Below are 25,579 nucleotides of genomic sequence, written 5' to 3' on the forward strand. Positions count from 1 at the left end.
TCCTTCAAATTCATCCGTGATCTCATCGTGAATTAGTGGATGTATTTCATCCGCGATCGCGCTGAGGTAGCAAGAAGGATTGTGCCGTCTTGCCCCGGCCGTCTATGAACTCGGCCACAGTCGGCAAAAGAAAAGGCCGGGCAAGCCGGGCTTTGAGTCCTATTTGCTTGAAGGCCGCTATTGCGAAGCGGCCGTCCCCGGCTGTTACCTGCCGTTACCACGGCAGGCGCCGCCAGGGCCGATATGGTAGCCGCGCGGGCAGGCATGGGCGGCTGGGTTGGCGTAGTTCCTGAGGCAGCCGCCATAGGGCCCGCGGTGCCAGCCGGCTCCGCAGCCGCCGGCAACGGCGATGACGTCATTCGGGCTTGTTGCGACCGGGGCAAGTGGCATGGCCTGGGCGGCGCCGGTGATCGCGCCGAGCGCGAGAGCTGCGGCAAGCAGGGTGCGCATCATGTGTTGTTCTCCCGAGTGTCGTTGCTTCAATGGCCGGCGGCGAACGCGATGCCGGCGCGCACTTCGGCGATCGCCTGGTCGATCAGCCCGATCGGCGCCAGCTTCACCACGCGCCTTAACGAGCTCCGCCGGCGCAAGGCCGCCGACCTGCTCGCCCACCGCGAGGGCCGCATCAGCGACATCGCCTTCGCCTGCGGCTTCAACGATCTCTCGTATTTCAACCGCTGCTTCCGCAGGCGGTTCGGGCTGACGCCGACGGCGGCGAGAGGGAAGTAGCTCTTCGTCGAGGCAGACGAGGCGGGTTAGGCCGTCGCTAACCCACCTTACGAACCTAAAATGTTTCAATCCGCGGCGGCGGATAGCGCCGCGCCAGCGTCGACAGCGGCAGATGCCGCTCGCCCTCCGGCAGCTCCAGGAAGGCCAGCACCTGCGGCCGCTTCCAGTCACCGACGCCGAAATCCATCGCCGTCCATTTCTGCGGCTCGGGGCCCTCGAGGCCCCGGACCCAGACGAAATAGCGGGGCAGGTCGTCGGCTTCCGCTTCCGTCGTGCGTCTCCTGGCCATCAAAGCTGCTCGCTGCATCACTATCCGCTGCGGTAGGATATAGGTATCGGTTCACCGAAGTCGAACTTCGCCGTCGCCGGTCCTGTAAGGGCTGGACCGGCTGGTTAATGCGCGGGCCTGAAGATATGAACGCAGCCACGATCGATAGCTGGGGTGACGCCTCGGACATTACGAAAAAGCTGATCGGATCGTGGTCCCTCAACCGGGTCATCGAAGGTCAGGCGACGATGCAGGGTACTGCGATCTTCGCGCCGCTGGACAGCCGGCGGTTGGCCTATCGCGAGCAGGGATATTTGACGCTTGCGAACGGCACCACGATGCAGGCCGAACGCGAATACCTCTTCAGCAGCAGTGACGACGGATTCAAGGTGTTTCTCAGGGAAGATCCGCCGCGGCTGTTTCACGAGATTCGACTGTCCGCATCTTCCGGAGGGGAGCTGAGCGGGCATGCGCGCCATCTCTGCAAGAGCGACGAGTATCGGTCGACCTACACGTTCCTGCCGGTTGGAACGTTCGTCGTCCGTCATGTGGCGTCAGGCCCGGGCAAGGACTACGCGATGAACACGACCTACACGCGTCTCCCCTGATCGAGCCGGTGCGATGGCCGTTGCTGCAGGATATAGGTATTGGTTCGGTGAAGACGAACGCCTTGCGGCAGGGGCGGCCAGGATATGACCTTCAAGACAGTGACGGAATCGATCCGTATCGCGGCGGAGCCAGGACGTGTGTGGGCCGCTATCACCGATCCCCAGGCAGGCGACAGATGGCGCAACGCTCACTTCAAGACGGATTGGCGCGTCGGTGAACCCTTCGAGATCGAGGCTGTCATCGGCACGGCGCGTTACCGCGACAAAGGCCGCGTCATTGCGATCGAACCGCCATCGCTGCTGCGCTATGCCTATTGGTCGCGCGTCTCCGGCCTGCCGGACGTCCCTCAATCCTGGTCGACGATCACGATGACGCTCGAGGCCGAGGCTGCGGAGACGATCCTGACGGTCGAGCAGCAAGTGCCGCCGTCACCTCCGCGCTCCGGGCGGGGCTGGGAGATCGGCGAGGAGTCGGGCTGGAAGCACGCAGCCTTCTATTGGCGCAGCGCGCTCGCGATGCTGAAGCGGGCCGTGGAAGGCTAGCGCGGGCGCTGGGGTCTCGTTACCGCCAGAGCTCGCTCTCCGCCACGCGGTTGATGTCGGCGAGCCGGCGGTCGGCGTCGGCGTTCGGATCGATGCTTGCGACCAGCGTCAGCAGGCGGTGATAGGCGCCATCGGCGATCTCGACCGGCAGCGGGGCCTCGTCAAACGCCTCGACATAGCGGCCGACGAGGCCGCTCAACAGGCGGCAGAGGCCGCGCTGATCGGGATCGTCCCGGCCGAGCGTGTCGAGCTTTTGCTGGAATGTCCGGAAGGTGCGCAGTCCGTGGTGCTGTTCGGAAAGCCACGTATGCAGGTCGTTCATGTGAGCTCCTTCGAGTTACAGAAGAAGCTACCGGTTTATACAGGCGGGATGTGACGATTGGAAGGGAAGGATGGTCCGGCCTTGCTGAGACGGTCCGCCTTCGCCAAAGCTTCGGCGGGACAGCCTTGGCTGCTTCGCCTCGATGGTGCGAACCTTGGCTCGCCCAGCCGTAGCTGCGAAGCAGCGAAGGCTGGTGCCCCTGGCCGGAATCGAACCAGCACTCCTTGCGGAACTCGATTTTGAGTCGAGCGCGTCTACCAGTTCCGCCACAGGGGCCCTCGGTCGGCCCCCCAAAGCGGGCGTCGCGAAGCCGGCGGACTATAGCCATGGGCAAGGCGGGGTCAACCCGCGCCAAAGTGATCCCGGCCGTTCTCGACAGCCGCATGGGCCGGGGTTAGAGCCTTGCAAAGCGACCCATCGAAAAGAGGCTGCCGTGACGACCCAGAGTGCCGCAATACCTGCATTCAAACCGGCGGTCACCGGCCCGGCTCTGATCGCCTCGCTCGCGGTGACACTGATTGCGGCGGCCACGATCGCGGGCGCCTGGTTCTTCCAGCTCGTGCTGGAGATCCTGCCCTGTCCGCTCTGCCTGGAGCAGCGCTATGCTTATTACCTCGCGATCCCGGTCGGTGCGCTGACGGTGCTTGCGGCGCGGAGCGGCGCGCCGCGGCCGCTGCTGCTCGCCGGCCTTGCGATCCTCACCCTGGTGACGTTCGCCAATGCCGGCCTCGGCACCTACCACTCCGGCGTCGAATGGGCATTCTGGAAGGGGCCGACCGACTGCTCCGGTCCCGTCGTCAATCTCGGCAGCGCCGCCGATCTGCTGTCGAAGCTCGATACCGTGAAGGTGGTCCGCTGCGACGAGGTGCAGTGGCGTTTCCTCGGCCTTTCGCTCGCCGGCTACAACGTGCTGATCTCGCTGCTGATGGCCGCGATCGCCGCGTGGGGATTCGTGCGGACGGCGAAGCGGACGTAACTGCCGTAGGGTGGGCAAAGGCGCGCTCTTCGCGCGCCGTGCCCACCATTCATCGATATTCGTACAAGTCGCTGGTGGGCACGCTTCGCTTTGCCCACCCTACGAGAGCGGAGCGCGCTGCAACAGCGGCGCCCCCGTCAATCGTCCACATCGTCCTGCGTGCGCCCGAACAGGTGCACGATGCCCGGCGTCGCGATCGTCACGAACACGAAGCGCGACAGATGATGGGCACCGACGAAGATCGGGTCGATGTGCAGCGTCAGAGCCAGCGCCAGCATTGCGTCCATCGCGCCCGGTGCGAAGGCGACCACGACGTCGGAGAACTTCACCTGCGTCGTGAGCGCGACGATGCCGACGAAGATCGCGGAGACGGCGATGGCGACCGCGAACGAGCCGAGCGCCGCGTTGATATGGCCGGCGAGCGTCTTGATCCGCATGCGCGCGAAGCGGCTGCCGATCAGCGCGCCGATGCCGATCAGCGCTACACCACGCACCCAGTTCGGCAGGCCGCCCTCGACCCAGCCTGCGCCATGCAGCACGCTGGAGGCGATCATCGCGCCGAACATCCAGCTCGCCGGAAATTTGATCAGCCGCAACAGCAGCGCCGCAGCCAGCGAGGCCGCGACCAGCTCGACGAGGTCGAGCGGCGAGGCGATCGCCGTCGTCAGCGTCGGCGCGGCGGACGGCGCGACGCCCGCGATGGCGAGAACCATCGGCAGGGCGGCGGTCAGGATGATGACGCGCATGGTCTGCACCACCGCGATACCCGGCAAATCGGCGCCGCGCTCGACCGCCAGGATCGTGATCTGGGACAGCGCGCCGGGACTGCCGGCGAGGAAGGCCGAGGTGCGGTCCCAGCCATGGATGCGCTGGAGGTAATAGCTGGAGCCGAAGGTCGAGCAGAAAGTGGCGAGCGCGAGCAGCCCGATGGTGAGCGGATAGGCGCCGACCTGCTGCAGCAGATGGCGCGAGACGACCGAGCCCAAGGAGATGCCGAGCAGCACCAGCACGGTCTGGGTCAGGATCGGTGGCAGCGTCAGCTGGCGGCCGGCGATCGCGGCGATGCCGACTGCGATCATCGAGCCGGAGATCAGTCCGCCGGGAAGGCCCGCGACGAGAAACACGAGGCCGCCGGCGGTGCCGATGACGAGTGTCTCCACCGTGCTCAAGATCTTGGCACGGCTTGGCCATTCGAACGGCAGGGAGGCGGTGATTTGCTTCACACCACCTTATCGCAAATCAGCAAGAGGCGCACAATTGCAGCCATGTCATGCCGCAATGCGCGCGCCTCTCACGGATGCGCGTGAGCCGTATTGTGACGGATTTACTTCTTGTCGGCAGCGGGAGCGGCGGTGCCGGCCTTCGCGGTCTTGATGCATTCGGAGCGGAATTTCTTGCGCTCCTTGCCGTGCAGGCCCTTGGCGTCCGCCTGCTTGGAGCATTCGAGCGACTCGGCCGAGTGCTCCTTCGGAGCCTTCTTGTCGGCAGTGGCTGCCGCGTCAGTCTTGGCGGCGGGCGCCGCGGTCTGCGCGAAAGCGGTGCCGGTGACGAGCAGGGAGGCGAGAGCGACGGCGGCGAGGCGAGAGGCGTGGATCATGGGGTTGCACTCTTCTTGGGAGAATTGCGAAGGCTGGGAACGTCGGCTCGCGTTGCTGAACGCGACATGAATAATCTGAACGGCGCGATCACTATATTTTGGCGGCCGGAGCCATCGCTTCCTTGTCGCAAGCCGGCAGCACGCTAGGATAGCAATCCTCGGTTCACTTCCCCCAAGGCAAGACCATGGGGAAGACCAAGGAGGAGACAGGGATGACCATTCAGGCAAAATTGTTGTGTGCGGTTGCGGTGTCGGGATTGGCCGCGCTGGTGGCGAGCGCGCCGGCGCAGGCGCTGACCTCGCAGGAGTGCAGCGCGAAATATCAGGCCGCCAAGAAGGACGGCTCGCTCGGCACCATGAAGTGGAATGACTTCCGCAAGGCCCAGTGCGGTGCGGATGCAACGCCTGCCGCGGCACCGGCTGCCGCTGCTCCGGCCGCGCCTCCGCCTGCTGCCGAGCCGAAACAGGCCAAGAAAGAGGCAGCTCCCGCTGCCGCGCCGACCCTGCCGGCCGGCCCCGCGATCTATCCGAACGCGGTCGATCCGAAATACGCCAAGGAGACCGCCGGCAAGGCGCGCCTCCACACCTGCGTCGACCAGTACAATGCCAACAAGACCACGAACGGTAATGGCGGCATGAAGTGGATCGAGAAGGGCGGCGGCTACTACAGCGAATGCAACAAGAAGCTGAAGGGCGCCGCCTGAGCTTCGAGATGCGATGGCCGGAGCAACGCTCCGGCCATTTCGTTTAATCCAACAGCTTCTCGGCCGATTTCGCCACGAGCTGCGATCGCTTGCGCGGGCCGCGCTCGACGAACAGCAAGCTCTGGCCGAAGATGAAGCAGTAGAACAGGAAGGCCTGCGCCTCGGCCTCCTCGGCCTCGAGGCCGGTCGCGCGATAGAGTTCGGCGACATGCTTGAGCCGTGCCGCGTCCACGCTCGCCACGGCGGCCGCCGCGCGCTCGTCCGAGCGGGCCCATTGTCTGATCGCCAGCTCGATCGCCATGCCTTCCGGGTTCAGGCGCTCGGAATAGAGCTGGATGACCGCCTTGAGCCGCTCGCGCGGTTCCTGCCCGTCGAGGCTCGTCTGCTGCGCGATCGAGGCCGCGCGCCCTTCGCGCCAGCGTTCCAGCATGGCCCCGAGCAATGCGGCGCGGTCAGCGAAACGACGGTAGAAGCCGCCCTTGGTGACGCCAAGATTCTTGGCGAGGACCTCGACCCGCACGCCCTCGACGCCTGCGCGGGCGAGCTCGGTAAACCCCGCCTCGACCCAGACATCGCCCTTGCCGTCGCTCATGAAGGAAGCCTCACCGGTTCTTGATACGGTGCCGTATTGCTAACGCGTCCCGCATCTGATACGCTACCGTATCAAGATCAAAAGACAGGCGAGGGCAGGGAACGGCGATGGAGCAGCAGGCGACCTATCGCGGCACGGTCTATCCGTGGCAGTGCGATCACGTCGGCCACATGAACATCATGTGGTATGTTGGCAAATTCGACGAGGCCAACTGGAATCTGTTCGCCCGCCTTGGGCTGACGCCGGGCTATTTGCGCGTCTCCGGCCGGGGCATGGCCGCGGTGCAGCAGAACATCACCTACAAGCGCGAGCTGCTCGCCGGCGACATCGTCGAGGTCCGCAGCCATCTGCTCGAGATCCGCGAGAAATCGATCCGCTTCCGGCACGATATGATCAATGTAGAGACCGGCGAGCTCGCCGCGTTCTGCGAGATCACCGGCGTGCACATGGACCGCAAGCTGCGAAAGTCTACGCCGTTCGAGGATGCGATCCGCCAGATCGCTTTGGGGCATCTTGCCGAGCCGGTCGAGGCCTGAGCCATGACCGCGTTCGAGCCGAAGAACCCGGGCTATCGCGCGGCCGCCATCGCCATGTTCGACGGCCAGCCCGCGATGCACACGCTCGGCATCGTGATCGTCCGCCTGGCGCCGGGCGAGGTGGAGCTCGCTATGCTGCACTCGCCTGCGCTCACGCAGCAGAACGGCTTCGTCCATGCCGGCATCATCACGGCCGGACTCGACAATGCCTGTGGTGTCGCTGCGTTCACCCTGATGCCGTCCGAGGCCGATATCCTCACGGTCGAATTCAAAACCACGCTGCTCGCGCCCGCCCGCGGCGAACGCTTCGTCTTTAGGGCGGAGGTGGTCAAGCCAGGCCGGACGCTGACCTTCTGCGAGGCCAGGGCCTTTGCCGAGCACGACGGAAAGACCACACTGATTGCGACCATGACCGGCACGCTGATGGCGATGCTGCCGCGTGAGGCACCGCAGGCAGCGCGCACGTCCTCCGCGCTGCGCAGCGATTGACAAGCCCGCCGTCGCATTCCTTGATGCGGCGGTCATGCTCGGAAGTCTTGGTCTCATCCTGCTCTGCCAGTTGATCGGCGAAGTGGTCGTGCGCGGTCTCGGCCTGCCATTGCCGGGTCCCGTGCTCGGCCTGTTGCTGCTCCTGATCCTCTTGCTCGCGCGCGACCGTCTTGCGCTGCTGGCGTACGGGCCATTGCGCAACGGCGGTGTCGAGACGACGAGCAAGGGCCTGCTCGCGCACCTGTCGTTGCTGTTCGTGCCGGCCGGCGTCGGCGTCGTGCAGAAGCTGGATCTGCTCGCGTCGCACGGCATTGCCATCATCCTCGTGCTTGCGGCGTCCGTGGTCGTGACCCTGCTCGCGACCGTGCTGACCTTCCGCCTCGTCAGCCGCCTGTTGAAGCAGCAATGACCGACAATCCATTCTCGCTCTGGGTCTACCTCTCGCAGTCGCCGCTGCTGTGGCTGACCGTGACGCTGCTGGTCTATGCGAGCACGGAAGCGGTCTCGCTGGCGACGCGGCGCCATCCGCTCGCCAATCCCGTGCTGCATGCGATGTGGATCATCGGAGCGTTCCTGCTCCTGACCGGCACGTCCTACACCACCTACTTCGCCGGCGCGCAGTTCGTGCACTTCCTGCTGGGACCAGCGACCGTCGCGCTCGCGGTGCCGCTCTATGAGAACCGCAAGCGTGTGGTCACCTCCATCGTGCCGATGCTGGTGGCGCTGGTTGCAGGCTCCATCACGGCCGTGGTGTCGGTGGTGCTGCTGGCCGAACTCGCCGGCCTGCCGCGCGACGTGGTGCTGTCGCTGGCGCCGAAATCGGTCACGGCCGGCGTTGCCATGGGCATTGCCGAATCGCTGCACGCGGATCCTTCGCTTGCAGCGGTCGCGGTGATCCTCACCGGCATCATGGGTGCGATCATCGTGACGCCGCTGATGAACCGCACTGGCGTCACCGATTACCGCGCGCGCGGTTTTGCCGCCGGCCTCGCCGCGCACGGCATCGGCACTGCCCGGGCGTTCCAGGTCGACGAGATCGCCGGCGTCTTTTCCGGCATCGCCATGAGCCTGAACGCCCTGGTGACCTCGTTCCTGGTCCCCTTGGCCGTCACGCTGCTGGTGCGATGACATTGCGGCGGCAAGGCTCTATATGGTCGGTAACAATTCCCGGTTCCGATGCGTATCTGCGGTGATGGGACCGAAACGGGACGAGATATGGCTGGATTCAGGACTAAGGGCCTTGGGCCGACGCGCCGCGCGGCGCTGAGGTTGATCGGGGCGGGCGCCTTCGCGGCTGGCGGCATCAATCTGGCGCGCGCAGCTGGCGGCGATGACGAAGTGCTCACCGAAGCCAAGGTGCTGCGCGATCCCGACGTTCCCGTTGCCGGCAATCCCGATGGCAATATCAGCATCATCGAGTGGTCCGACTACAATTGTCCCTATTGCCGCAAGCTCGAGCCCGAGCTGCGCCAGGTCGTCCAGGACGACGGCAAGGTCAGGCTGGTGATGAAGGACTGGCCGATTCTGGGCCCGGTGTCGGTCACGGCAGCGCGGACCGCGCTCGCAGCGAAATACCAGGACAAGTACCATCAGGCCCATGACGCCATGATGGGCGTCAGCTCGCGCCTGACCGAGCCGCGCATCAACGAGCTGCTCGCGGCGGCCGGCGTCGACATGGACCGGTTGAAGCGCGATCTCACCGGCTATGGCAGCGACATCGATGCGCTCCTGAAGCGCAACAACGAGCAGGCCGAAGCCTTCGGCTTCCGCGGCACTCCGTCCTTCATCGTCGGCAAGTATCGCGTGCCGGGTGTGCTCAGCATGGCCGAGTTCGAGCAGGTCATCGCCGATGCCCGCAAGGCCAAGATGAACTGAGAAGATGAACTGAGCCGGCCGGATCGATCGCAGCCAACACAAAGGCGCCGCCGCGAACCTGCGACGGCGCCTCGTTCATGTCTGGCGGGTCGAAATTACTTCGACGAGATCCGGACCCAGTCCTTGTGGGCGCGATCACGCAATGCATCCCAATCGGCCTTGGCGACATCCCAGTTCACGATAGTGCGATTGGTGGTCGCGACCTCGCCATTGGCGACGGATGAGGTCTGCATGGAGTCATAGATGTAGACGCCACCCGCGAGCAGCAGCGCGCCCAAAATCATTCCGAAAAAAGTCTGCATGTCGAACCTCCGGTGTCGCGCCGATAACGTCGGCACGGCATGATGGTTCCGCGGCCATGCGGCGCATCTAAGGAGAGGTCGTTCATTCTCCGTTCAGCCACGCCAGCAGCTCCGCGTTGATCTCGCGCGGATAGGTGTGGCTGAGATCGTCGATCTCGCGATAGGTGACGTTGGCGCCGGCGGCCGAGAGCGTTGCCTGCGTCTGGCGCGCAGTCTGCACCGGAAACATCCAGTCGAGCTTGCCGTGGGTAATGAAGACGGGCAGGCCTTGCAGGCGCGCGGCATCAGCCATCTCGGCCATCAGCGGATGGAAGGTCGCCGACACCGGTGCGAGATGCGTGAAGGGCGAAGCGCCGTCGAGGCCAGTGACATAGCTGAAGGTGCCGCCGTCGCTCATGCCGGTCAGCAGCATGCGGGAGGCATCGATGCTCCAGCGGCTACGGACGGTCTCGAGGATGCGCATGAGGTTCGGCGTGTCGGCATCGTCTCCCATGAGCGCCCAGGTCGATCCGGTCGCGGTCGGCGTCACCAGGATCGCGCCGAGACTGCGCGCATCGCGCAGCCAGCTCCACAGAAAGCCGCGGCCATTGCCGCTGCCGCCATGCAGCGCCATCACCAGCGGCATGGCGTGATCAGGTGTGTAATATTCGGGGACATAGACCGAGAAGCCGCCGCGGCTGCCGGGCTCGTTGTGATCGTGGAAGATGCCGGTGTCTTCGCTCGCGCCTGTCTCCAGCCGGGCCAGCAGTTCCTCGTTCTCGCGATTGGCGATGTTGAGGAAGAAGCTGCTCACCGGCGGAAACTGCGCCGCCAGCGGATAAAGGGCCTCCTGCGCACGCGGCAGATGACGCAGTGCGCGGAAGACGGCGACGAGATCGCCGTTGCCGCGCTCGACCTCGCGAATGCCGGCGAAGGCGGCCAGCGTCTCGTTGCAGGTCGCGTCGAGCCGGCTGCGCAAGCCGGCGAATTGTTCGGGCCATTCACCAATCGCCGCGCGTGCGGCCTGCAGCGCCTCGTCCGGCGCGCCGATGGCGTTCATCACGGAGGCAAAGGCCGGCGGGTGCAAATGCCGCTGGAAGTAGCCGAGCGCCTCCAGCGCGTTCAGCAGCGGCGGCAGCACGGTCACGATGTCGTCAACGACGGCCTCGGTCATCGCCGCTTCCTTACTTGAGTTCGGTGATGTCAGTGCAGCTTCGGCGACTTGAGCAGCTTGAAGCGGTCGGTCGAGGTCACCGTGACGTCGAAGGTGACGCCTTCATGATGTACGGTCAGCGGCACGTCGACGCCGGCAGCACCGAGCGCCCACATCTTCTTGTAGAAGGAGGTCTGGCTCGTCACCTTCTCGCCGTCCACCGCAAGGATCACGTCACCGGTTTTCAGCTCCGCGCGCTCGGCCGGACCGTTGGCGGAGATCCCGATCACGACCACGCGGTTGTCGATTTCGGTCGAAAAGAGCCCGAGCCAGGGACGCGACGGCTTGTTGACGCGACCGAACTGGCGCAGATCGTCGAGGATCGGCTTCAAGAGGTCGATCGGCACGATCATGTTGACGTGCTCGGCCTTGCCGTCGCGCTCACGCTCGAGCTGCAGCGAACCGATGCCGATCAGCTCGCCATGCTCGTTCAGCAGTGCCGTGCCGCCCCAGTTCGGATGCGCGGGATAGGTGAAGATTGCCTCGTCCAGCAGATATTCCCAATAGCCGGCGAATTCCTGCTTGGCCACGATCTGGCTCGCGACCGAGCGCGTGCGGCCACCGGCGCCGCCGACCACGACGCGGTCGCCGATCCCGGTGTCCGCCGAATTGCCGAGCGGCAGGGGCTCGACGTCGAGCTGACCGAGCGCCTGCACGAGGCCGAAGCCGGTGACGGAATCGAAGCCGAGCGCATGCCCCTCGACGACGCGGCCGTCGGCGAGATGCAGCCACACCGATTCAGCCTCGGTGATGAGATAGCCGATGGTCAGCACCAGCCCACGGTCGATCACGACGCCGTTGCCGGCGCGTTCGGTGCCCAGCGTCTCGGCGCTGAACGCATCCGGCGGGATAATGGCGTGCAGGCCGACGACGGAGGCGAGCGCGCGGTCGAGATCGAAACCATAGTCGTTCGCACGCGGCTGATTGGCCGGCGGCACTCTCCATTCGGTCAGGGCGGGCATGGAGTTCTCCTGGCTGAGTGCGTCGCCCCGCCAGCGGAACGAGGTGCGAAGCATGGATAATTTAGGCTGGAGCAGGCCGTCTTGAAAGCCTCGTTCGCCAACTATTCCAGAGGACGCCGTGTGAAATCTTCGAAAGGCGGAGGAACGGTACGTGCACAGATGGCGGGCGACTGCTCATTCCGGCCTCAGCCGCATGGCTGATGTCCGGCGTGGTGCTAGGCGGGTTGCAATGAAGCTGCTAACCATTGCCGCTTCGTTTGACCAAGAGATCACGGACCGAAGCAAATGGATAACCGCAGCGACATCTGGCGTGGCGTCGACACGATCAAGGCACGTTTCATCGACCTCAGCGACAAGGTCTGGGGCACGCCGGAAGTGTGTTACACAGAGGCGCGGTCCGCCGCCGAGCATCTCGCCGAGCTGCGTCACCAGGGCTTCCGCATCACCGAGAATGTTGCCGGCATCCCGACCGCGCTGATGGGCGAATGGGGTGAGGGCGGACCAGTCATCGCCTTCATGGGCGAATATGATGCATTGCCTGGACTCAGCCAGGAGGCGGGCGTCGCGGAACACCGCCCCGTCGAGACCGGCGGCCATGGCCATGGCTGCGGTCACAATCTGCTCGGCTCGGCCGCGCTGCTCGCCGCAACCGCGGTGAAGGACTGGCTCGCCGAGAACAAGGTGCCCGGCCGTGTGCGCTATTATGGCTGTCCGGCGGAAGAAGGCGGCGCGGCAAAAGCCTTCATGGTGCGCTCCGGCGCATTCGAGGACACCGATATCGCCATCACGTGGCATCCGCACAGTTTTTGGGAAGTGGCGGTGACGCCGTCGCTCGCCAACACGCGCGCCGACTTCATCTTTACCGGCCGCACCTCGCATGCGGCGGCTTCGCCGCATCTCGGCCGCTCCGCGCTCGACGCGGTGGAGCTGATGAATGTCGGTGTGAACTACATGCGTGAGCACATGCCGAGCGACGCGCGCGTGCACTACGCGCTGCTCGACACCGGCGGCATCGCGCCCAACGTGGTCCAGGCGCATGCGCGCGTGCGTTATTCCATTCGTGCCCGTGATCTCCCCGGCATGAACGAGCTGGTCGGACGCGTGAGCAAGATCGCCGAGGGCGCGGCGCTGATGACCGAGACCAAGGTCGAGATGAAGATCATCTCCGCGGTCTCCAACATCCTGCCGAACACGCCGCTGGAGCAGGCGCTGCACCGCGTGATGGAAGAGCTTGGACCGCCGCATTTCGACGAAGCTGACGAGGGCTTTGCCAGCCAGATCCGCGCGACGCTGACCGACAAGGACATCTCGTCGGTCTATTACGCGATCGGCATGGAGCCGACCGATCGGCCGCTGGCCGACTTCCTGGTGCCGCTCGATGCCAAGCGCAACCCGCTGGTCGGCTCGACCGACGTCGGCGATGTGAGCTGGGTGGTGCCGACCGTGCAGGTTCACGCACCGACGGTTGCAATCGGCACGCCGTTCCACACCTGGCAGGTTGTGGCGCAGGGCAAGAGCGCACACGCCCACAAGGCGATGGTGCAGGCGGCCAAGGCGATGGCCGGGCTCGGAATCAAGGCGCTGGTCGAACCGGAACTGATCGATGCCGCGAAGGCGGACCTGAAGAAGCGGACGGCAAAGACACCTTACATTTGTCCGCTGCCGGATCACGTCGCTCCGCCGCTGACCATGTCCGTGGCGTAGAATTCGTCTCGATACTTCGTCTGATCCGGCGAACAAATTTTCCGCAGTGCAACGTGAAATCCGGCGTGTTTTGACGCCGGATTGCCGAACGGTTGGGCTGCGGAACGTGGTTTTGCCCAACAGACAGCCAGAACACCGTTTGCATACACACGGTCGCAGTTGACGCGCGGCCTATTCGGTGTGCCATCTACCGCCAGACAAAACCCGGCGGCCGTCTTGCGGCCGCCTGCATCCATACGGGAACCAGACGGGGGACAACCATGCTGGATAAAGAACTGCGTTCGATGATCGGTGACGTGAAGGACGGACGGATGGATCGCCGCGCCTTCATCCAGCGTCTGGCCGCTGTCGGCCTCACCGCCCCCCTGGCGAACCAGATCCTCGCGCTCGGCGGCGTTGCCATGGCGCAGAGCCCGAACCCCTATCCTCCGACCAAGCGCGGCGGCGGTGGCCCGCTCAAGCTGTTGTGGTGGCAAGGGCCGACCCTGCTCAATCCGCATTTCGCCACCGGCACCAAGGACCAGGACGGCTCGCGTCTGTTCTACGAGCCGCTCGCAAGCTGGGACGCCAACGGCAATCTCAATCCGATCCTCGCCGCCGAAATTCCGTCGATCGAAAATGGCGGTCTCACCGCCGACGGCAAGTCGGTCACCTGGAAGATCAAGCCGGGCGTCAAATGGCATGACGGCAAGCCGCTGACCGCCGACGACTTCGTGTTCACCTGGGCCTATGCCAGCGATCCCGCCACCGCCGCGGTCTCCGTCAGCACCTATGCCGACATGACGGTCGAAAAGGTCGACGACCTCACCATCCGTATCCAGTTCAAGAATCCGACACCGTTCTGGGCCAATGCGTTCGTCGGCGCTTACGGATGCGTCATCCCGAAACATCTGTTCGGCGACTACAAGGGATCGAAATCCCGTGAGGCGCCGAACAATCTCGCCCCGGTCGGCACCGGTGCCTACAAGTTCGTCGAGTTCAAGCCGGGCGATCTGGTCCGCGGCCAGCTCAACCCCGACTACCACATGGCCAACCGTCCGCATTTCGACACCATCGAGATGAAGGGCGGCGGCGACGCCGTCTCCGCGGCGCGCGCCGTGATCCAGACCGGTGAATTCGATTTCGCCTGGAACATGCAGGTCGAAGACGACGTGCTGCTGCGTCTGGAGAAGGGCGGCAAGGGCAAGACCGTCTATGCCACCGGCGGCGACATCGAGTTCATTGCGATCAACTTCACCGATCCGAACACCGAGGTTGACGGCGAGCGGTCCTCGATGAAGACCAAGCACCCGATCCTCTCGGATCCGAAGGTGCGCAAGGCGCTGGCCCTGCTGGTGGACCGTGAGTCCGTCAAGAAGGCGATCTACGGCCGTGCCGGCCGCACCACCGCCAACTACCTCAACGGCCCCGAGAAATTCGTCTCCAAGAACACCTCGTGGGAGTTCGACGTCGAGAAGGCATCGAAACTGCTGGACGAGGCCGGCTGGAAGGCCGGCGCCGACGGCATCCGCGAGAAGGACGGCAAGAAGCTGAAGCTGCTGTACCAGACCTCGATCAACGGTCCGCGCCAGAAGACCCAGGCCATCGTCAAGCAGGCCTGCCAGAAGGCCGGCATCGACGTCGAGCTGAAATCGGTGGTCGCGTCGGTGTTCTTCTCGTCGGACGTCGCCAACCCCGACACCTTCCCCAAATTCTATGCCGACATCGAGATGTTCCAGATCCCGATGACGCAGCCGGATCCCGCCCTTCACATGAAGCGCTATATCTCCGCCAACGTGGCAACCAAGGAAAACAAGTGGCAGGGCCAGAACTTCCCGCGCTACGTCAACAAGGACTATGATGCGGCGATCGCCGCGGCCGAAACCGAGATCGATCCGGTCAAGCGCGCCGCGCTCTACATCAAGTGCAACGACCTGCTGTGGCAGGACACGGTGTTCATCCCGGTGATGCATCGCCTGAAGGTGGAAGCTGCGGCCAACAACCTGCGTCCGGCGCTCAGCGGCTGGGCGAACGAGACCGACAACATTCAGGACTGGTACCGGGAGGCATGATCGTACGGGCATAGACGGGATTCTTCCCTATGAGCCAATATGTCCTGCGTCGCCTGTTGATCGCCATTCCGAGCTTGCTCGGCATTTCCGCCGTGCTGTTCTTCGTCCTGGCGCTCGCGCCAGGCGATCCCTTCTCGGAACTGGCGACCAATCCGAACGTGCCACCCGAAGTGCAGGCCGCACTTCGGGCCAAGTTCGGCCTCGACGATCCGATCTATCTTCGTTACCTGCACTGGCTGGCGGCCATGGCGCATGGCGATTGGGGCTTCTCCTTCGTCAGCAGGATGGACGTCGACAAGCTCATCCTCCAGCGCCTGCCGGCCACGCTCTACGTGATCGGCTCGGCGCAGGTCCTGGCTTTGCTGATCGCGATACCCGTCGGGGTCTACGCGGCGACGAAGCCCTATTCGCTATTCGACCAGATCGCGAACACGCTCGCCTTCGTCGGCTTCTCGCTGCCGACCTTCTTTACCGGCATCCTGTTCATCCTGATCTTCTCGGTCACGCTGGACTGGCTGCCATTCGTCTACTCCACCGACGTCAAGGGGACCGGCATCCGCTGGGTGCTCGAGATGATCCGGCAGGCGATCATGCCGGTGGCGGTGCTCGGCCTGTTCCAGGCGGCGTCGATGACGCGCTTCGTGCGCTCGGCGATGCTGGACGTCATCCGGCTCGACTATGTCACCACGGCGCGGGCGAAGGGCCTCGGCCAGGCCACGGTCATCGTCAAGCACGTGATGCGCAACGCCATGATCCCGGTCGTCACGCTCATTGCCTTGCAGATGCCGGCGGTGTTCGGCGGCGCCATCGTCACCGAGCAGATCTTCCGCATTCCCGGCATCGGCTCGCTCTTGATCTCCTCCATCCTTTCCAACGACACGCCGGTGGTGATGGCCGTCACCTTCGTCTTCGCGTGCCTCGTGGTGCTGTTCAATCTCATCGCGGACGTCCTTTATGGCTGGCTTGACCCTCGCATCTCCCTCCGCTGAGCGGCGTGTCTACTCGCCGTGGCGCGAGACGTGGCGGCGTTACAGCCGCCACAAGCTCGCCGTGGTCAGTGCGTTCCTGCTGCTCATCCTGATCCTGGCGGTCGTCGTCGGCCCGTTCGTCTGGCGCATCAAGATCAACGACATCGACATCGTCGCCGGCATGCAGGGACCTTCGCTCGCGCATCCCTTCGGCACTGACGATCTCGGCCAGGACATCCTCGCCCGCATGATCTATGGCGGGCGGATCTCGCTTGCGGTCGGGCTGGCCGCGATGCTGGTTTCGGTCTTCATCGGCACGCTGGTCGGCGCGCTCGCCGGGATGTCGCGCGGCGCGCTCGGGCACGGCCTGATGTGGCTGACCGACCTGTTCCTGTCGCTGCCGCAACTGCCGCTGCTGCTGCTGCTGATCTATCTCTTCCGCGACGGTCTGAAGACCATGTTCGGCCCGGAGGGCGGCATCTTCATCCTGATCGTGCTGGTCATCGGCGGCCTGCGCTGGATGCCGGTCGCCCGTCTCGTACGCGCCCAGTTCCTGTCGATCCGCGAGAAGGAGTTCGTCGAGGCGGCGCGCGCGCTCGGCGCGAGCCCGGTGCGGCAGGTGGTGCGGCACATCCTGCCCAATGCCGTCGGTCCCGTGATCATCGCCGGCACCATCGACGTGGCGGCCGCCATCATCGCGGAATCGACGCTGTCCTTCCTCGGCCTCGGCTTCCCGCCGGATACGCCGACTTGGGGGCGGCTCTTGTTCGACGCCAAGGACTTCCTCGACATCGGTCCGCACTGGGCGCTGTTTCCGGGCGGTGCGATCTTCATCGCGGTGGTCGCCATCAATTTCATCGGCGACGGTCTGCGTGACGCGCTCGACGCGCGACGGGTGATCTAATGGCGCCGCTGCTCGAAATCAAAGGGCTGAAAACCCACTTCTCCACCGACGACGGCATCCTGCAGGCCGTCGACGGCGTCGACATCACCATCAACAAGGGCGAGACGCTCTGCGTCGTCGGCGAATCCGGCTGCGGCAAGACCGTGACGGCGATGTCGATCCTGAAGCTGATCGCGATGCCGCCCGGCCGCATCGCGGCCGGCCAGATCATCTTCGAGGGCCGCGATCTGGTGCCGCTGACGAGCAGCCAGCTCGACGAAATCCGGGCCAAAGAGATCGGCTTCATCTTCCAAGAGCCGATGACCTCGCTCAATCCGGTCCTCACCGTCGGCGAGCAGATCGCCGAGAGCCTGCGCCGCCATGAGGCGGTGACCAGGAAGCAGGCGATCGAGCGCACCATCGAGATGCTGAAGCTGGTGCAGATTCCCAATGCCGAAGGCCGCGTGCACAATTATCCGCACCAGTTCTCCGGCGGCATGCGTCAGCGCGTGATGATCGCGATGGCGCTCGCCTGCAAGCCGAAGCTGATCATCGCAGACGAGCCCACGACCGCGCTCGACGTCACCATCCAGGCGCAGATCCTCGACCTCCTGCAGGACATGAAGGAGCGCTTCGGCATGGCGGTGATGCTGATCACCCATGCCATGGGCGTCGTCGCCGAGACCGCGCAGCGCGTCGTCGTGATGTATGCCGGCAAGGTGGTCGAGGAAGCCCTCGTCGACGATCTGTTCGGCGATCCCCGCCATCCCTACACGCAAGGCCTGATCCGCTCGATCCCGCGCATCGATCTCGACAGCGAGCACAAGACGCGGCTGGAGGCGATCGGCGGCTCGGTGCCGATCCTGATCAATCCGCCGGTCGGCTGCCGGTTTGCGCCGCGCTGCCGCCATGCCATGAGCATCTGCACCGAGAAGGAGCCGCTGCTCCGTGAGGTCTCGCCCGGTCATCGCATGGCCTGTCACCTCGGCGATACCAATCTGGGAGCCGCGTCATGAGCGAACCCTTGCTCCGCGTCAGCGGCCTGAAAAAACATTTCCCGGTGCTCGGCGGCCTGCTGTCGCGCCAGGTCGGCAGCGTCTACGCGGTCGACGGCGTGTCGTTCTCGGTCAATCGCGGCGAGACGCTCGGCCTCGTCGGCGAATCCGGCTGCGGCAAGTCCACGACGGGGCGCTGCGTGCTGCGCCTGATCGAGCCGACCGACGGCGAGGTCACCTTTGACGGCCAGGACGTCCGTCAGCTCAGCGGTAGCGATTTGCGCGCGATGCGGCGGAACATGCAGCTGGTGTTCCAGGACCCATTCGCCTCGCTCAATCCGCGCATGACGGTCGGCGCCATCCTCGGCGAGGCCTTCACCATCCACAATCTCGCGTCGTCCGCGAAGGAGCGCGAAGAGCGCGTCGCGGGCCTGCTGGTGAAGGTCGGGCTCAAGGCGGAGCACATGCGCCGCTATCCGCACGAATTCTCCGGCGGCCAGCGCCAGCGCATCGTGATCGCGCGCGCACTCGCGGTCGAGCCGAAGCTGATCGTTTGCGACGAGCCGGTCTCCGCGCTCGACGTGTCGATCCAGGCCCAGGTCATCAACCTCCTGGAAGACCTCCAGGCCGAGCTGAACCTCACCTATCTCTTCGTCGCGCACGACCTCTCGGTGGTCGAGCACATCTCCGACCGTGTCGCGGTGATGTATCTCGGCCGCATCGTCGAGCTCGCCAAGGCGAGCGATCTCTACCGCAACCCGCAGCATCCCTATACCAGGGCGCTGTTGTCGGCGGTGCCGGTGCCCGATCCGAAACTCAAGCGCGAGCGCATCCGCCTCAAGGGCGACGTGCCGAGCCCGATGAAGCCGCCCTCGGGTTGCCACTTCCACACCCGCTGCCCGATCGCGCAGCCGCGTTGCGCGGAGAGTGCGCCCGAGTTGCGGGAGGGGGCGGGTGGGCACTTCGTGGCGTGCCATCTCGCCTGACGCCGAGCCAGGCGGAGCGCGCCTTCATTCGCCCTGAAGCAGGCCATACTCCGAAAGGGCCTGCCCGAAAGTCTCCACCGAATTGTAGTGATGCGCGAACAGACCCGCCTCGCGCGCGCCGGCGACATTGGCCGCGAGATCGTCGACGAACAGCACGGTTTCCGGTGCCGCCTGTAGCTCCGACAGGCAGAGGCGGTAACAGCGCGGGTCCGGCTTCGCCGTCTTGAACTGCGCCGAGGTGTAGATTCGCGAACCGAACAGCGGACGCAGATCCGGCAGCAGGGTGTCGATATGGTCGGCGACCAGCGTGGTGTTGTTGGTGAGAACGGCAATATCGACGGTGGCACGCAGGCGGCGGGCCATCTCCAGCATCGCGTGATCGGCCTGCATCGACCGGCGTCGCGCCTCCACCCACTCGTCGAGCGACAACGGATAGCCGATGCGTTCGCCAAAGCCCCGCAGATAGGCCGCAGCGTCGAGCGCGCCGGAATCGCCGAGCAGCTCGAAGCCGCTGTCCCAGATAGCCGCATGGACGGCTTCGCTGCTGGTCCTTGCAAGCTCGGCCAGAGCTGCGACACGCGTGCCCCTGTCGTAATCGCAGAGGACATTGTCCATGTCGAAGAGAACAAGCTTGATTTCGTCAGTCACGGCAACACTCTCGGATTGGCCGAACATCCGGCTGCGATCCGAAGTCATATCGCGCCCGAACGCGGGCGACAAATCCGGGGTATCGAATTGTTGAGCTTCGTCGCTAGGACTGCGGCATACGGCGTCGGGCCAGCTGGTGCAGCACCGTGTCGATGGCCGGGACCGCTCCGGTCTCGCGAAGCCAGTCGTCGGCCAATTCCCTGAGCTCGCCCGGCGTGACACCGAATTTGCGGCGGAACGCGCGGATGAAGGTGGAATCGCTGCTGAAGCGTAGGTCGACCGCAAGGTCGATCAGACGCTTGTCCTCCGCGGATGGGGAAATCATCTGACGGAACGCGAGATTGAGCCGCTGCTCCCTGACGTAATGCGCGAGCCCGCCATCGGCCTCGAACAGCCGATAGAGCGTCGCGCGCGAAATCTGGAAACGACGACAAAGCTCTGCCACTGTGAGCGCGTCCGACTCCAGATTGTGCGCGATGTGCCGCTTGATCATCGCAAGGTAAAGATGCCGCTCGGCCCGTTCGACGCCTGCCGCGAGATCAGCGGCGCCGCCGGCGGCTGATGCCACGATATCGGCGATCGCTTCGATTGTGGCCTCGACGCTGCCGGCCTCGGGATCGGGAGGCAGCATGAGCGCGGCAAAATGGTTGGCGAGCAGCCGGGTATGGGGATGCTCGGCCGGCAACAACACTGCCGTGGCCGCATCGGGATGGGCGAGGCGCGGCGCCAGCATCGCGCGCTGCAGAATGATCGCCCTGAGGTGGGTGCGGCCGCCGCCGCCCCTCAGCACGGTCCGGTTCGGGGGCCCCATGTCGAGCAGGCAGATATCGCCCGGCCGCAGCGTCACCTCGCGCCGGCCGGAGCTGAACAACATCCCGCCTTCGAGGCACAGTGTCACGTGATAGTGATCCATACCCCCGCGGGCGATGTGCGCCGGCGTCCGGTCGTATTCGATGTCGGTCACGCGTGAATCCACCAGCAACGCGTTGCCAGCCATCGTCGACACGGCCGTCATGTGGAAATCGTCTTCGGCGGTGAGCGGGATGACGTCGCAGACGTCGGTCGTCATCGCGCGTAATTGCGCCAGCGCGGCTGGTCCGCGCTCGCCGTCATCCGTAGGCACGCTTTCGTTCGCGACTGCTCCGTCCACGCTATCCCCCGATCACACCGGTTGCATGGACGAAGGCCACACCGAGCACCGACATCGACGCGCGTATCTACTCATTCGCACGATGCGCGGCAACCGCGTGGAAGTGGAAAGAGCGCGCCACAAGTTGTGATGCAATTGCATCAGTCGCCCCATGAGTCTGCAGCTGAGACTCTGGGCACATCTTCCGGACAGGCGCGCCGCTATGGTCCGTTTCGGCGCCACCGCGAAGCCGGTGCGTGTGCCCGGCGCGGAGTGAGTTTGAAATGCTGATGGGATTGAAGTCGTGCCGTCGGGCGGCTCTTCAGGCCGTTCGGCTTGCAGCAATCGGATTTGCAATCGCCAATGTGACATGGGCGAGAGTTGCGTTTGCCCAATGTGTGGGCAATACCTGCACGGTCACGATTGCGAGCGATCCCGGGACCGCTTCGAGCGGCACGACGGGCGCGGCGGGCACGCTGAGCTACGCGCTTGCGTATGCCAATGCCCAGTCGTCGCCCATCACCATCAACATCCAGACCAACGTGACGCTGTCGGGGCCGCTGTCGCCGATCTTCAATTCGCTGACGATCAACGGCAATGGCCACACGATCGATGGCAGCGGCACCCAGCGGATCTTCTTCGTCGGCGTCGATACTGCGACCCAGACCAGCGCGGCGGTCGCCGGCTCGATCGTCGCACAGACGCAGAATGTCAGTATCAACAATGTCACCTTGTCCAACGGCCTCGCTCAGGGCGGCGCGGGCGGCTCTGGTGCGGGCGGGGGGATGGGCGCCGGCGGCGCATTGTTCGTCAATCAGTCTGCCAATGTGAGCTTGTCCGGGGTGAGCTTCACCAACAACCGGGCGATCGGCGGCGCCGGGACCGCCTATTCGAGTCTGCAGGCTGGAGGTGGCGGCGGGCTCGGAGGAGCGGGCGGCGTCGCGACGTACTCCAGCTCCGCCGCCGGCGGCGGAGGTGGTCTTTTCGGTAGCGGTGGCGGCAATTGGGGCGGCGGCGGGGGTGTCTTCGGAAATGGCGGCACGTTTGCAGCCGGCGGCGGCGGTTATTCCGGCAACGGCGGTACTTACGTCACGAGTCCGGGCAATGGAGCGGCAGGCCTCCTCAGCGTCTCCGGGCTCACAGGCGGGGGCGGTGCCGGCGGTGTCTCCAGCGGTGTTGGAAACAATGGCGGCGCCAATGGTGGCGGTGGCGGGACCCAGATCACCACGGCTCAGGGCGGCGGCGGCGGATTCGGCGGCGGAAATGGCACTTATCCCACCAGCAACGCCGCGGTCGCAGGCGGATTCGGCGGCTTTGGTGGCGGCGGTGGCAACGGCGGCAACGGGGGTGGCGGCGGCGACGGCGGTTATGGCGGCGGCGGTGGTAGTGGCGATGCCAACGGAGGTAAAGGCGGCTTTGGCGGTGGCGGCGGCGGAACGGCCTCCCTTGCACTCGCGACGAACACCGGGGGCACCGGAGGATTTGGCGGTGGCGGTGGCAGCGCAACTATGTCGTATTTCTTAGGGAGCGCTACCGGCGTCGGGGGCTCAGGCGGCTTTGGCGGCGGTGGCGGAGCAGGCTTCAACGCAAGCGGCGCAGGCGGCTTTGGCGCTGGCGACGCGACCGCCGCGGCGGGCGGCGGCGGTGCGGCCATGGGCGGTTCGGTGTTCGTCGCCAAAGGCGGCACGCTCACCATTGTCGGTGACGGCTCGACCTCCGGCGGCAGTGCCACGGGCGGCACTGGCGGCAATGCAGGTTCGGCGATCGGCTCCGGCATTTTCGTGCAGGGCTCGGCACTGGCCTTTGGCGCCGGCAATTTCACCGTCTCCGATGTCATCGCCGATCAGAACGGCTCCGGTGGCAGCAGCGCCGCCGACGGTTTTGGCGGCACGGGCGGGCAGAGCTCGATCACCAAGAGCAATGGCGGCACGCTGACGCTGTTGGCTGCCAACACCTATGGCGGCGGCACCACCATCAACGAGGGCTCGATGCTGGTCGTCGGCAACGCCCAGGCACTCGGCACTGGCACGTTGACCCTCAACGGCGGCACGACCGGCGTCACAGTGACCTTCAACGGCAACTACACGATTGCCAACAACATCGCCGCGACTGGCGATCCCATCTACAACGTCCTCACCGGCAATACGGTGAACCTGATGGGCGTGCTCTCCGGCTCGGGCGACGTTGTCGTCAACCAAGCGAGCGGCTACGCCGGAACGCTGATCCTCTCCGGAGCAAACGCCTATACCGGCGGGACCTTCATCAATGCCGGTACCCTGACCCTCAATCATCAGACCGGCGGCGTCATCGACGCCGCGGGGACCGGCGGCATTTCGTTTACGGGGAGCGCGGGCACGCTGCGGACCAGTCTCACCGCGACTTTGTCAAACTCGATCACGAGTAATTCGAACACGACGGGCACGATTTCGGTAGCGACGGGCCAGACCCTGACGTTCAACGGCGTCCTCTATCAGCACGGCAATCTGGTGTTCGGTTCAGCCACCGATCAGGGGACCGTGATCTGGTCCGCGCCGGGTGAAGTGCTCTATGGCGGAACGCTGAGAGTGGCGGGCGGCACGTTGAAGGCCGGTTCGTCGCCGCTCGGGAATGCACTGGGCGACATGACCTATGTCGCGCAGACGACCGTCGATGCCGGCGCGACGCTCGATTTCTCCAACCAGAGCGGCTCGATCAACAATTTGCACGGAGGCGGCAACGTCACGGTAGGAACAGGGTTGTTGACACTCGTCAACGGCGGCGATTTCTCCGGAAACATATTCGGCAGCGGCGGCTTGAAGCTGGCCAGCGGCACACTCGTTCTCTCCGGCAACAACACCTATACCGGCGCAACGACCGTGAACGGCGGCACTCTCGATGTCGAAGGATCAATCACCGGCACGTCGTCGGTAACGGTGAATGCAGGCGGCACCTTGACCGGCACCGGTCTGGTCGATCCGCTCGTCGTGACCATCGCGTCCGGCGGCACGCTGGCGCCCGGCAACGGCGTGGCCGGTAGCTCGCTGGCGATCGAAGGTAATCTCGCCTTGCAATCGGGCGCGATCTATCTGGTGCAGGTCAATCCGTCCGCGGCCTCGTTCGTGACGGTCACGGGCTCGGCGACGCTGGGCGGGGCGACCGTCAACGCGGTGTTCGCGAACGGCAGCTATGTCAGCAAGACCTACACGATCCTCAGCACAAGCCGCGGCGTCTCCGGCACGTTCGATCCGTCCGTCGTCAATACGAATCTGCCGGCAAATTTCCACTCCACGCTCAGCTACGACGCGAACAACGCCTATCTCAATCTCGTCCTGAACTTTGCCATCCCCGGCGGACTCAACGGCAATCAGCAGGCAGTCGGAAACGCGCTGACGAACTTCTTCAATGCGAATGGCAGCATTCCGCTGGTTTATGGCGGGCTCACGCCCGCAGGTTTGACTCAAGCATCGGGCGAACTTGCCACGGCTCCGCAGCAGACCACGTTCGACGCAATGAGCCAGTTCATGGGTCTGCTCAGCGATCCCTTCATGCAGAGGAATGGTGTCTCGGACTCTGCGCGTGGCGCGAGCGGCTTCGCAGACGAAGACAGCGCGAGCGCCTACGCCGAGCGCAAGCGGACCGACGCGTTCGCCATGGTCACCAAGGCGCCGTCACGCAGCTTCGAGCAGCGCTGGAGCGTGTGGGCCGCGGGCTTCGGCGGCTCGCAATCCACCGATGGCAACGCGGCGACCGGCTCGAACGACGCGACGAGCCGCATCGCCGGTACGGCGGTCGGTGCGGACTATCGGCTTTCACCGAACACGCTCCTCGGTTTCGCGCTGGCCGGCGGCGGCACCAGCTTCAGCGTCGCAAACGGTCTCGGCTCCGGCCGCTCCGACCTTTTCCAGGCCGGCGCCTATCTTCGCCACACCAATGGTCCGGCCTACATCTCCGCCGCGCTCGCCTATGGCTGGCAGAACATCACGACCGATCGCACGGTGACGATCGCCGGCGCCGATCGGCTGCGCGCCGCGTTCGACGCCAATGCGTATTCCGGTCGCCTCGAGGGCGGCTATCGCTTCGTTGTGCCCGGGGTTGGCGGTATTGGCGTCACACCCTATGGCGCGGCGCAGTTCACGACACTCGATTTGCCGGCCTATGCCGAGCAGGTCGTCGCCGGCTCCGCCGCATTCGCCCTGAGCTACGCGGCGAAGAGTGTCACGGATACGCGTAGTGAGCTTGGCCTGCGCACCGACAAGGCATTCGCCCTGCGGGACGGCGTGTTGACGCTGCGCGGCCGCGTCGCCTGGGCGCATGATTTCAACCCGGACCGTTCGATCGCCACGACCTTCCAGGCGCTGCCGGGCGCCAGCTTCGTTGCCAATGGCGCAGCGCAGGCACGCGACTCCGCGCTCACCACCGCTGCCGTGGAGATGAGCTGGCTGAACGGCTGGTCGGCGGGGGCGACGTTCGAAGGCGAGTTCTCGAGCGTCACCCGCAGCTACGCCGGCAAAGGCAGCGTTCGCTACGCCTGGTGAGCGCCG

The 25,579-nt window shown here is 65.2% G+C and carries 27 protein-coding genes, 1 tRNA gene and 1 pseudogene; 17 read left to right on the forward strand and 12 right to left on the reverse strand.

Translation table 11 applies throughout. The features are described from left to right. Positions 1 to 204: 204 nt before the first annotated feature. A complete protein-coding gene (locus tag RAD16_RS02880; protein WP_458156365.1) occupies positions 205 to 453 on the reverse strand; it encodes a GCG_CRPN prefix-to-repeats domain-containing protein in 249 nt (82 codons plus the stop codon). A 93-nt stretch (positions 454 to 546) separates the two neighbouring features. Between RAD16_RS02880 and RAD16_RS02885 the strand changes: the two are divergent. Next, positions 547 to 729 (forward strand): annotated as a pseudogene (locus tag RAD16_RS02885) (helix-turn-helix transcriptional regulator); the annotation flags it as partial. Between the two features lie 55 nt (positions 730 to 784). On the opposite strand, the gene RAD16_RS02890 reads toward RAD16_RS02885, so the two are convergent. Beyond that, positions 785 to 1,018, reverse strand: coding sequence for a hypothetical protein (locus tag RAD16_RS02890; RefSeq protein ID WP_458156366.1), 234 nt, complete (start codon positions 1,016 to 1,018; stop codon positions 785 to 787). Positions 1,019 to 1,125: 107 nt separating this feature from the next. On the opposite strand from RAD16_RS02890, the gene RAD16_RS02895 reads away from it, so the two are divergent. Continuing rightward, positions 1,126 to 1,605 carry a DUF6314 family protein gene (locus tag RAD16_RS02895; protein ID WP_458156367.1) on the forward strand — a complete coding sequence of 160 codons (480 nt, stop codon included), beginning with the start codon at positions 1,126 to 1,128 and terminating at the stop codon, positions 1,603 to 1,605. 84 nt (positions 1,606 to 1,689) lie between these two features. Continuing rightward, complete coding sequence (locus RAD16_RS02900; RefSeq protein WP_458156368.1) at positions 1,690 to 2,148, forward strand: SRPBCC family protein; 459 nt, start codon at positions 1,690 to 1,692, stop codon at positions 2,146 to 2,148. Positions 2,149 to 2,167: 19 nt separating this feature from the next. Here the strand turns inward: RAD16_RS02900 and RAD16_RS02905 are convergent, their stop codons facing one another. Next, on the reverse strand, positions 2,168 to 2,470 hold the full coding sequence (locus RAD16_RS02905) for a hypothetical protein (RefSeq protein WP_458156369.1): 303 nt from the start codon (positions 2,468 to 2,470) through the stop codon (positions 2,168 to 2,170). A 191-nt stretch (positions 2,471 to 2,661) separates the two neighbouring features. Then, a tRNA-Leu gene (locus tag RAD16_RS02910) sits at positions 2,662 to 2,746 on the reverse strand. A 157-nt stretch (positions 2,747 to 2,903) separates the two neighbouring features. Here RAD16_RS02910 and RAD16_RS02915 point away from each other — a divergent pair. After that, positions 2,904 to 3,446 (forward strand): disulfide bond formation protein B, encoded by a 543-nt coding sequence (locus tag RAD16_RS02915; RefSeq protein WP_458156370.1) that lies wholly within the window; start codon positions 2,904 to 2,906, stop codon positions 3,444 to 3,446. A 137-nt stretch (positions 3,447 to 3,583) separates the two neighbouring features. Here the strand turns inward: RAD16_RS02915 and RAD16_RS02920 are convergent, their stop codons facing one another. Both RAD16_RS02920 and RAD16_RS02925 read right to left on the reverse strand, forming a co-directional pair. Then, positions 3,584 to 4,669, reverse strand: coding sequence for an AbrB family transcriptional regulator (locus tag RAD16_RS02920; RefSeq protein ID WP_458156371.1), 1,086 nt, complete (start codon positions 4,667 to 4,669; stop codon positions 3,584 to 3,586). Positions 4,670 to 4,770: 101 nt separating this feature from the next. Next, complete coding sequence (locus RAD16_RS02925) at positions 4,771 to 5,043, reverse strand: PsiF family protein (RefSeq protein WP_458156372.1); 273 nt, start codon at positions 5,041 to 5,043, stop codon at positions 4,771 to 4,773. A gap of 212 nt (positions 5,044 to 5,255) precedes the next feature. Here RAD16_RS02925 and RAD16_RS02930 point away from each other — a divergent pair, with 212 nt between their 5' ends. After that, positions 5,256 to 5,747, forward strand: coding sequence for a hypothetical protein (locus RAD16_RS02930; protein ID WP_458156373.1), 492 nt, complete (start codon positions 5,256 to 5,258; stop codon positions 5,745 to 5,747). A gap of 43 nt (positions 5,748 to 5,790) precedes the next feature. Here RAD16_RS02930 and RAD16_RS02935 read toward each other — a convergent pair whose 3' ends face one another. Further along, positions 5,791 to 6,339, reverse strand: a complete 549-nt coding sequence (locus RAD16_RS02935; RefSeq protein WP_458156374.1) for a TetR/AcrR family transcriptional regulator — start codon at positions 6,337 to 6,339, stop codon at positions 5,791 to 5,793. A 107-nt stretch (positions 6,340 to 6,446) separates the two neighbouring features. Here RAD16_RS02935 and RAD16_RS02940 point away from each other — a divergent pair, with 107 nt between their 5' ends. From RAD16_RS02940 to RAD16_RS02960, 5 genes are all read left to right on the forward strand, one after another. Next, the gene (locus tag RAD16_RS02940) at positions 6,447 to 6,875 is read left to right on the forward strand and encodes an acyl-CoA thioesterase (RefSeq protein ID WP_458156375.1); all 429 of its coding nucleotides are present in this window, start codon (positions 6,447 to 6,449) and stop codon (positions 6,873 to 6,875) included. A gap of 3 nt (positions 6,876 to 6,878) precedes the next feature. After that, complete coding sequence (locus RAD16_RS02945; protein WP_458156376.1) at positions 6,879 to 7,364, forward strand: PaaI family thioesterase; 486 nt, start codon at positions 6,879 to 6,881, stop codon at positions 7,362 to 7,364. 34 nt (positions 7,365 to 7,398) lie between these two features. Continuing rightward, complete coding sequence (locus RAD16_RS02950) at positions 7,399 to 7,773, forward strand: CidA/LrgA family protein (RefSeq protein WP_458156377.1); 375 nt, start codon at positions 7,399 to 7,401, stop codon at positions 7,771 to 7,773. Then, positions 7,770 to 8,492, forward strand: coding sequence for an LrgB family protein (locus RAD16_RS02955; protein WP_458156378.1), 723 nt, complete (start codon positions 7,770 to 7,772; stop codon positions 8,490 to 8,492). Before RAD16_RS02950 ends, RAD16_RS02955 begins: the two co-directional genes overlap by 4 nt. An 87-nt stretch (positions 8,493 to 8,579) precedes the next feature. Continuing rightward, entirely contained in the window at positions 8,580 to 9,239 is a 660-nt protein-coding gene (locus RAD16_RS02960) for a DsbA family protein (protein ID WP_458156379.1), read from the forward strand. Positions 9,240 to 9,334: 95 nt separating this feature from the next. Here RAD16_RS02960 and RAD16_RS02965 read toward each other — a convergent pair whose 3' ends face one another. From RAD16_RS02965 to RAD16_RS02975, 3 genes are all read right to left on the reverse strand, one after another. After that, complete coding sequence (locus RAD16_RS02965; protein ID WP_448040798.1) at positions 9,335 to 9,541, reverse strand: hypothetical protein; 207 nt, start codon at positions 9,539 to 9,541, stop codon at positions 9,335 to 9,337. Between the two features lie 82 nt (positions 9,542 to 9,623). Then, positions 9,624 to 10,694, reverse strand: coding sequence for a carboxylesterase family protein (locus RAD16_RS02970; protein ID WP_458156380.1), 1,071 nt, complete (start codon positions 10,692 to 10,694; stop codon positions 9,624 to 9,626). Positions 10,695 to 10,723: 29 nt separating this feature from the next. Further along, positions 10,724 to 11,695 (reverse strand): S1C family serine protease, encoded by a 972-nt coding sequence (locus RAD16_RS02975; protein ID WP_458156381.1) that lies wholly within the window; start codon positions 11,693 to 11,695, stop codon positions 10,724 to 10,726. Between the two features lie 285 nt (positions 11,696 to 11,980). On the opposite strand from RAD16_RS02975, the gene RAD16_RS02980 reads away from it, so the two are divergent. From RAD16_RS02980 to RAD16_RS03005, 6 genes are all read left to right on the forward strand, one after another. Next, entirely contained in the window at positions 11,981 to 13,399 is a 1,419-nt protein-coding gene (locus RAD16_RS02980; protein ID WP_458156382.1) for a M20 family metallopeptidase, read from the forward strand. 260 nt (positions 13,400 to 13,659) lie between these two features. Next, complete coding sequence (locus RAD16_RS02985; RefSeq protein WP_458156383.1) at positions 13,660 to 15,450, forward strand: peptide ABC transporter substrate-binding protein; 1,791 nt, start codon at positions 13,660 to 13,662, stop codon at positions 15,448 to 15,450. A gap of 29 nt (positions 15,451 to 15,479) precedes the next feature. Continuing rightward, the gene (locus RAD16_RS02990; protein WP_458156384.1) at positions 15,480 to 16,439 is read left to right on the forward strand and encodes an ABC transporter permease; all 960 of its coding nucleotides are present in this window, start codon (positions 15,480 to 15,482) and stop codon (positions 16,437 to 16,439) included. Continuing rightward, positions 16,405 to 17,322, forward strand: coding sequence for an ABC transporter permease (locus RAD16_RS02995; RefSeq protein ID WP_458156385.1), 918 nt, complete (start codon positions 16,405 to 16,407; stop codon positions 17,320 to 17,322). Before RAD16_RS02990 ends, RAD16_RS02995 begins: the two co-directional genes overlap by 35 nt. Continuing rightward, the gene (locus tag RAD16_RS03000) at positions 17,322 to 18,317 is read left to right on the forward strand and encodes an ABC transporter ATP-binding protein (RefSeq protein ID WP_326896790.1); all 996 of its coding nucleotides are present in this window, start codon (positions 17,322 to 17,324) and stop codon (positions 18,315 to 18,317) included. The genes RAD16_RS02995 and RAD16_RS03000 overlap by 1 nt, the downstream gene beginning before the upstream one ends. Further along, entirely contained in the window at positions 18,314 to 19,282 is a 969-nt protein-coding gene (locus RAD16_RS03005) for an ABC transporter ATP-binding protein (protein ID WP_458156386.1), read from the forward strand. Before RAD16_RS03000 ends, RAD16_RS03005 begins: the two co-directional genes overlap by 4 nt. A gap of 24 nt (positions 19,283 to 19,306) precedes the next feature. Here the strand turns inward: RAD16_RS03005 and RAD16_RS03010 are convergent, their stop codons facing one another. Both RAD16_RS03010 and RAD16_RS03015 read right to left on the reverse strand, forming a co-directional pair. After that, positions 19,307 to 19,957, reverse strand: a complete 651-nt coding sequence (locus RAD16_RS03010; RefSeq protein WP_458156387.1) for an HAD family hydrolase — start codon at positions 19,955 to 19,957, stop codon at positions 19,307 to 19,309. A 76-nt stretch (positions 19,958 to 20,033) separates the two neighbouring features. After that, on the reverse strand, positions 20,034 to 21,080 hold the full coding sequence (locus RAD16_RS03015) for a helix-turn-helix domain-containing protein (RefSeq protein WP_458156388.1): 1,047 nt from the start codon (positions 21,078 to 21,080) through the stop codon (positions 20,034 to 20,036). 377 nt (positions 21,081 to 21,457) lie between these two features. Here RAD16_RS03015 and RAD16_RS03020 point away from each other — a divergent pair, with 377 nt between their 5' ends. Continuing rightward, a complete protein-coding gene (locus tag RAD16_RS03020; RefSeq protein WP_458156389.1) occupies positions 21,458 to 25,573 on the forward strand; it encodes an autotransporter domain-containing protein in 4,116 nt (1,371 codons plus the stop codon). The last annotated feature ends 6 nt before the right edge of the window (positions 25,574 to 25,579 follow it).

It is taken from the genome of Bradyrhizobium sp. 18BD (assembly GCF_054185225.1).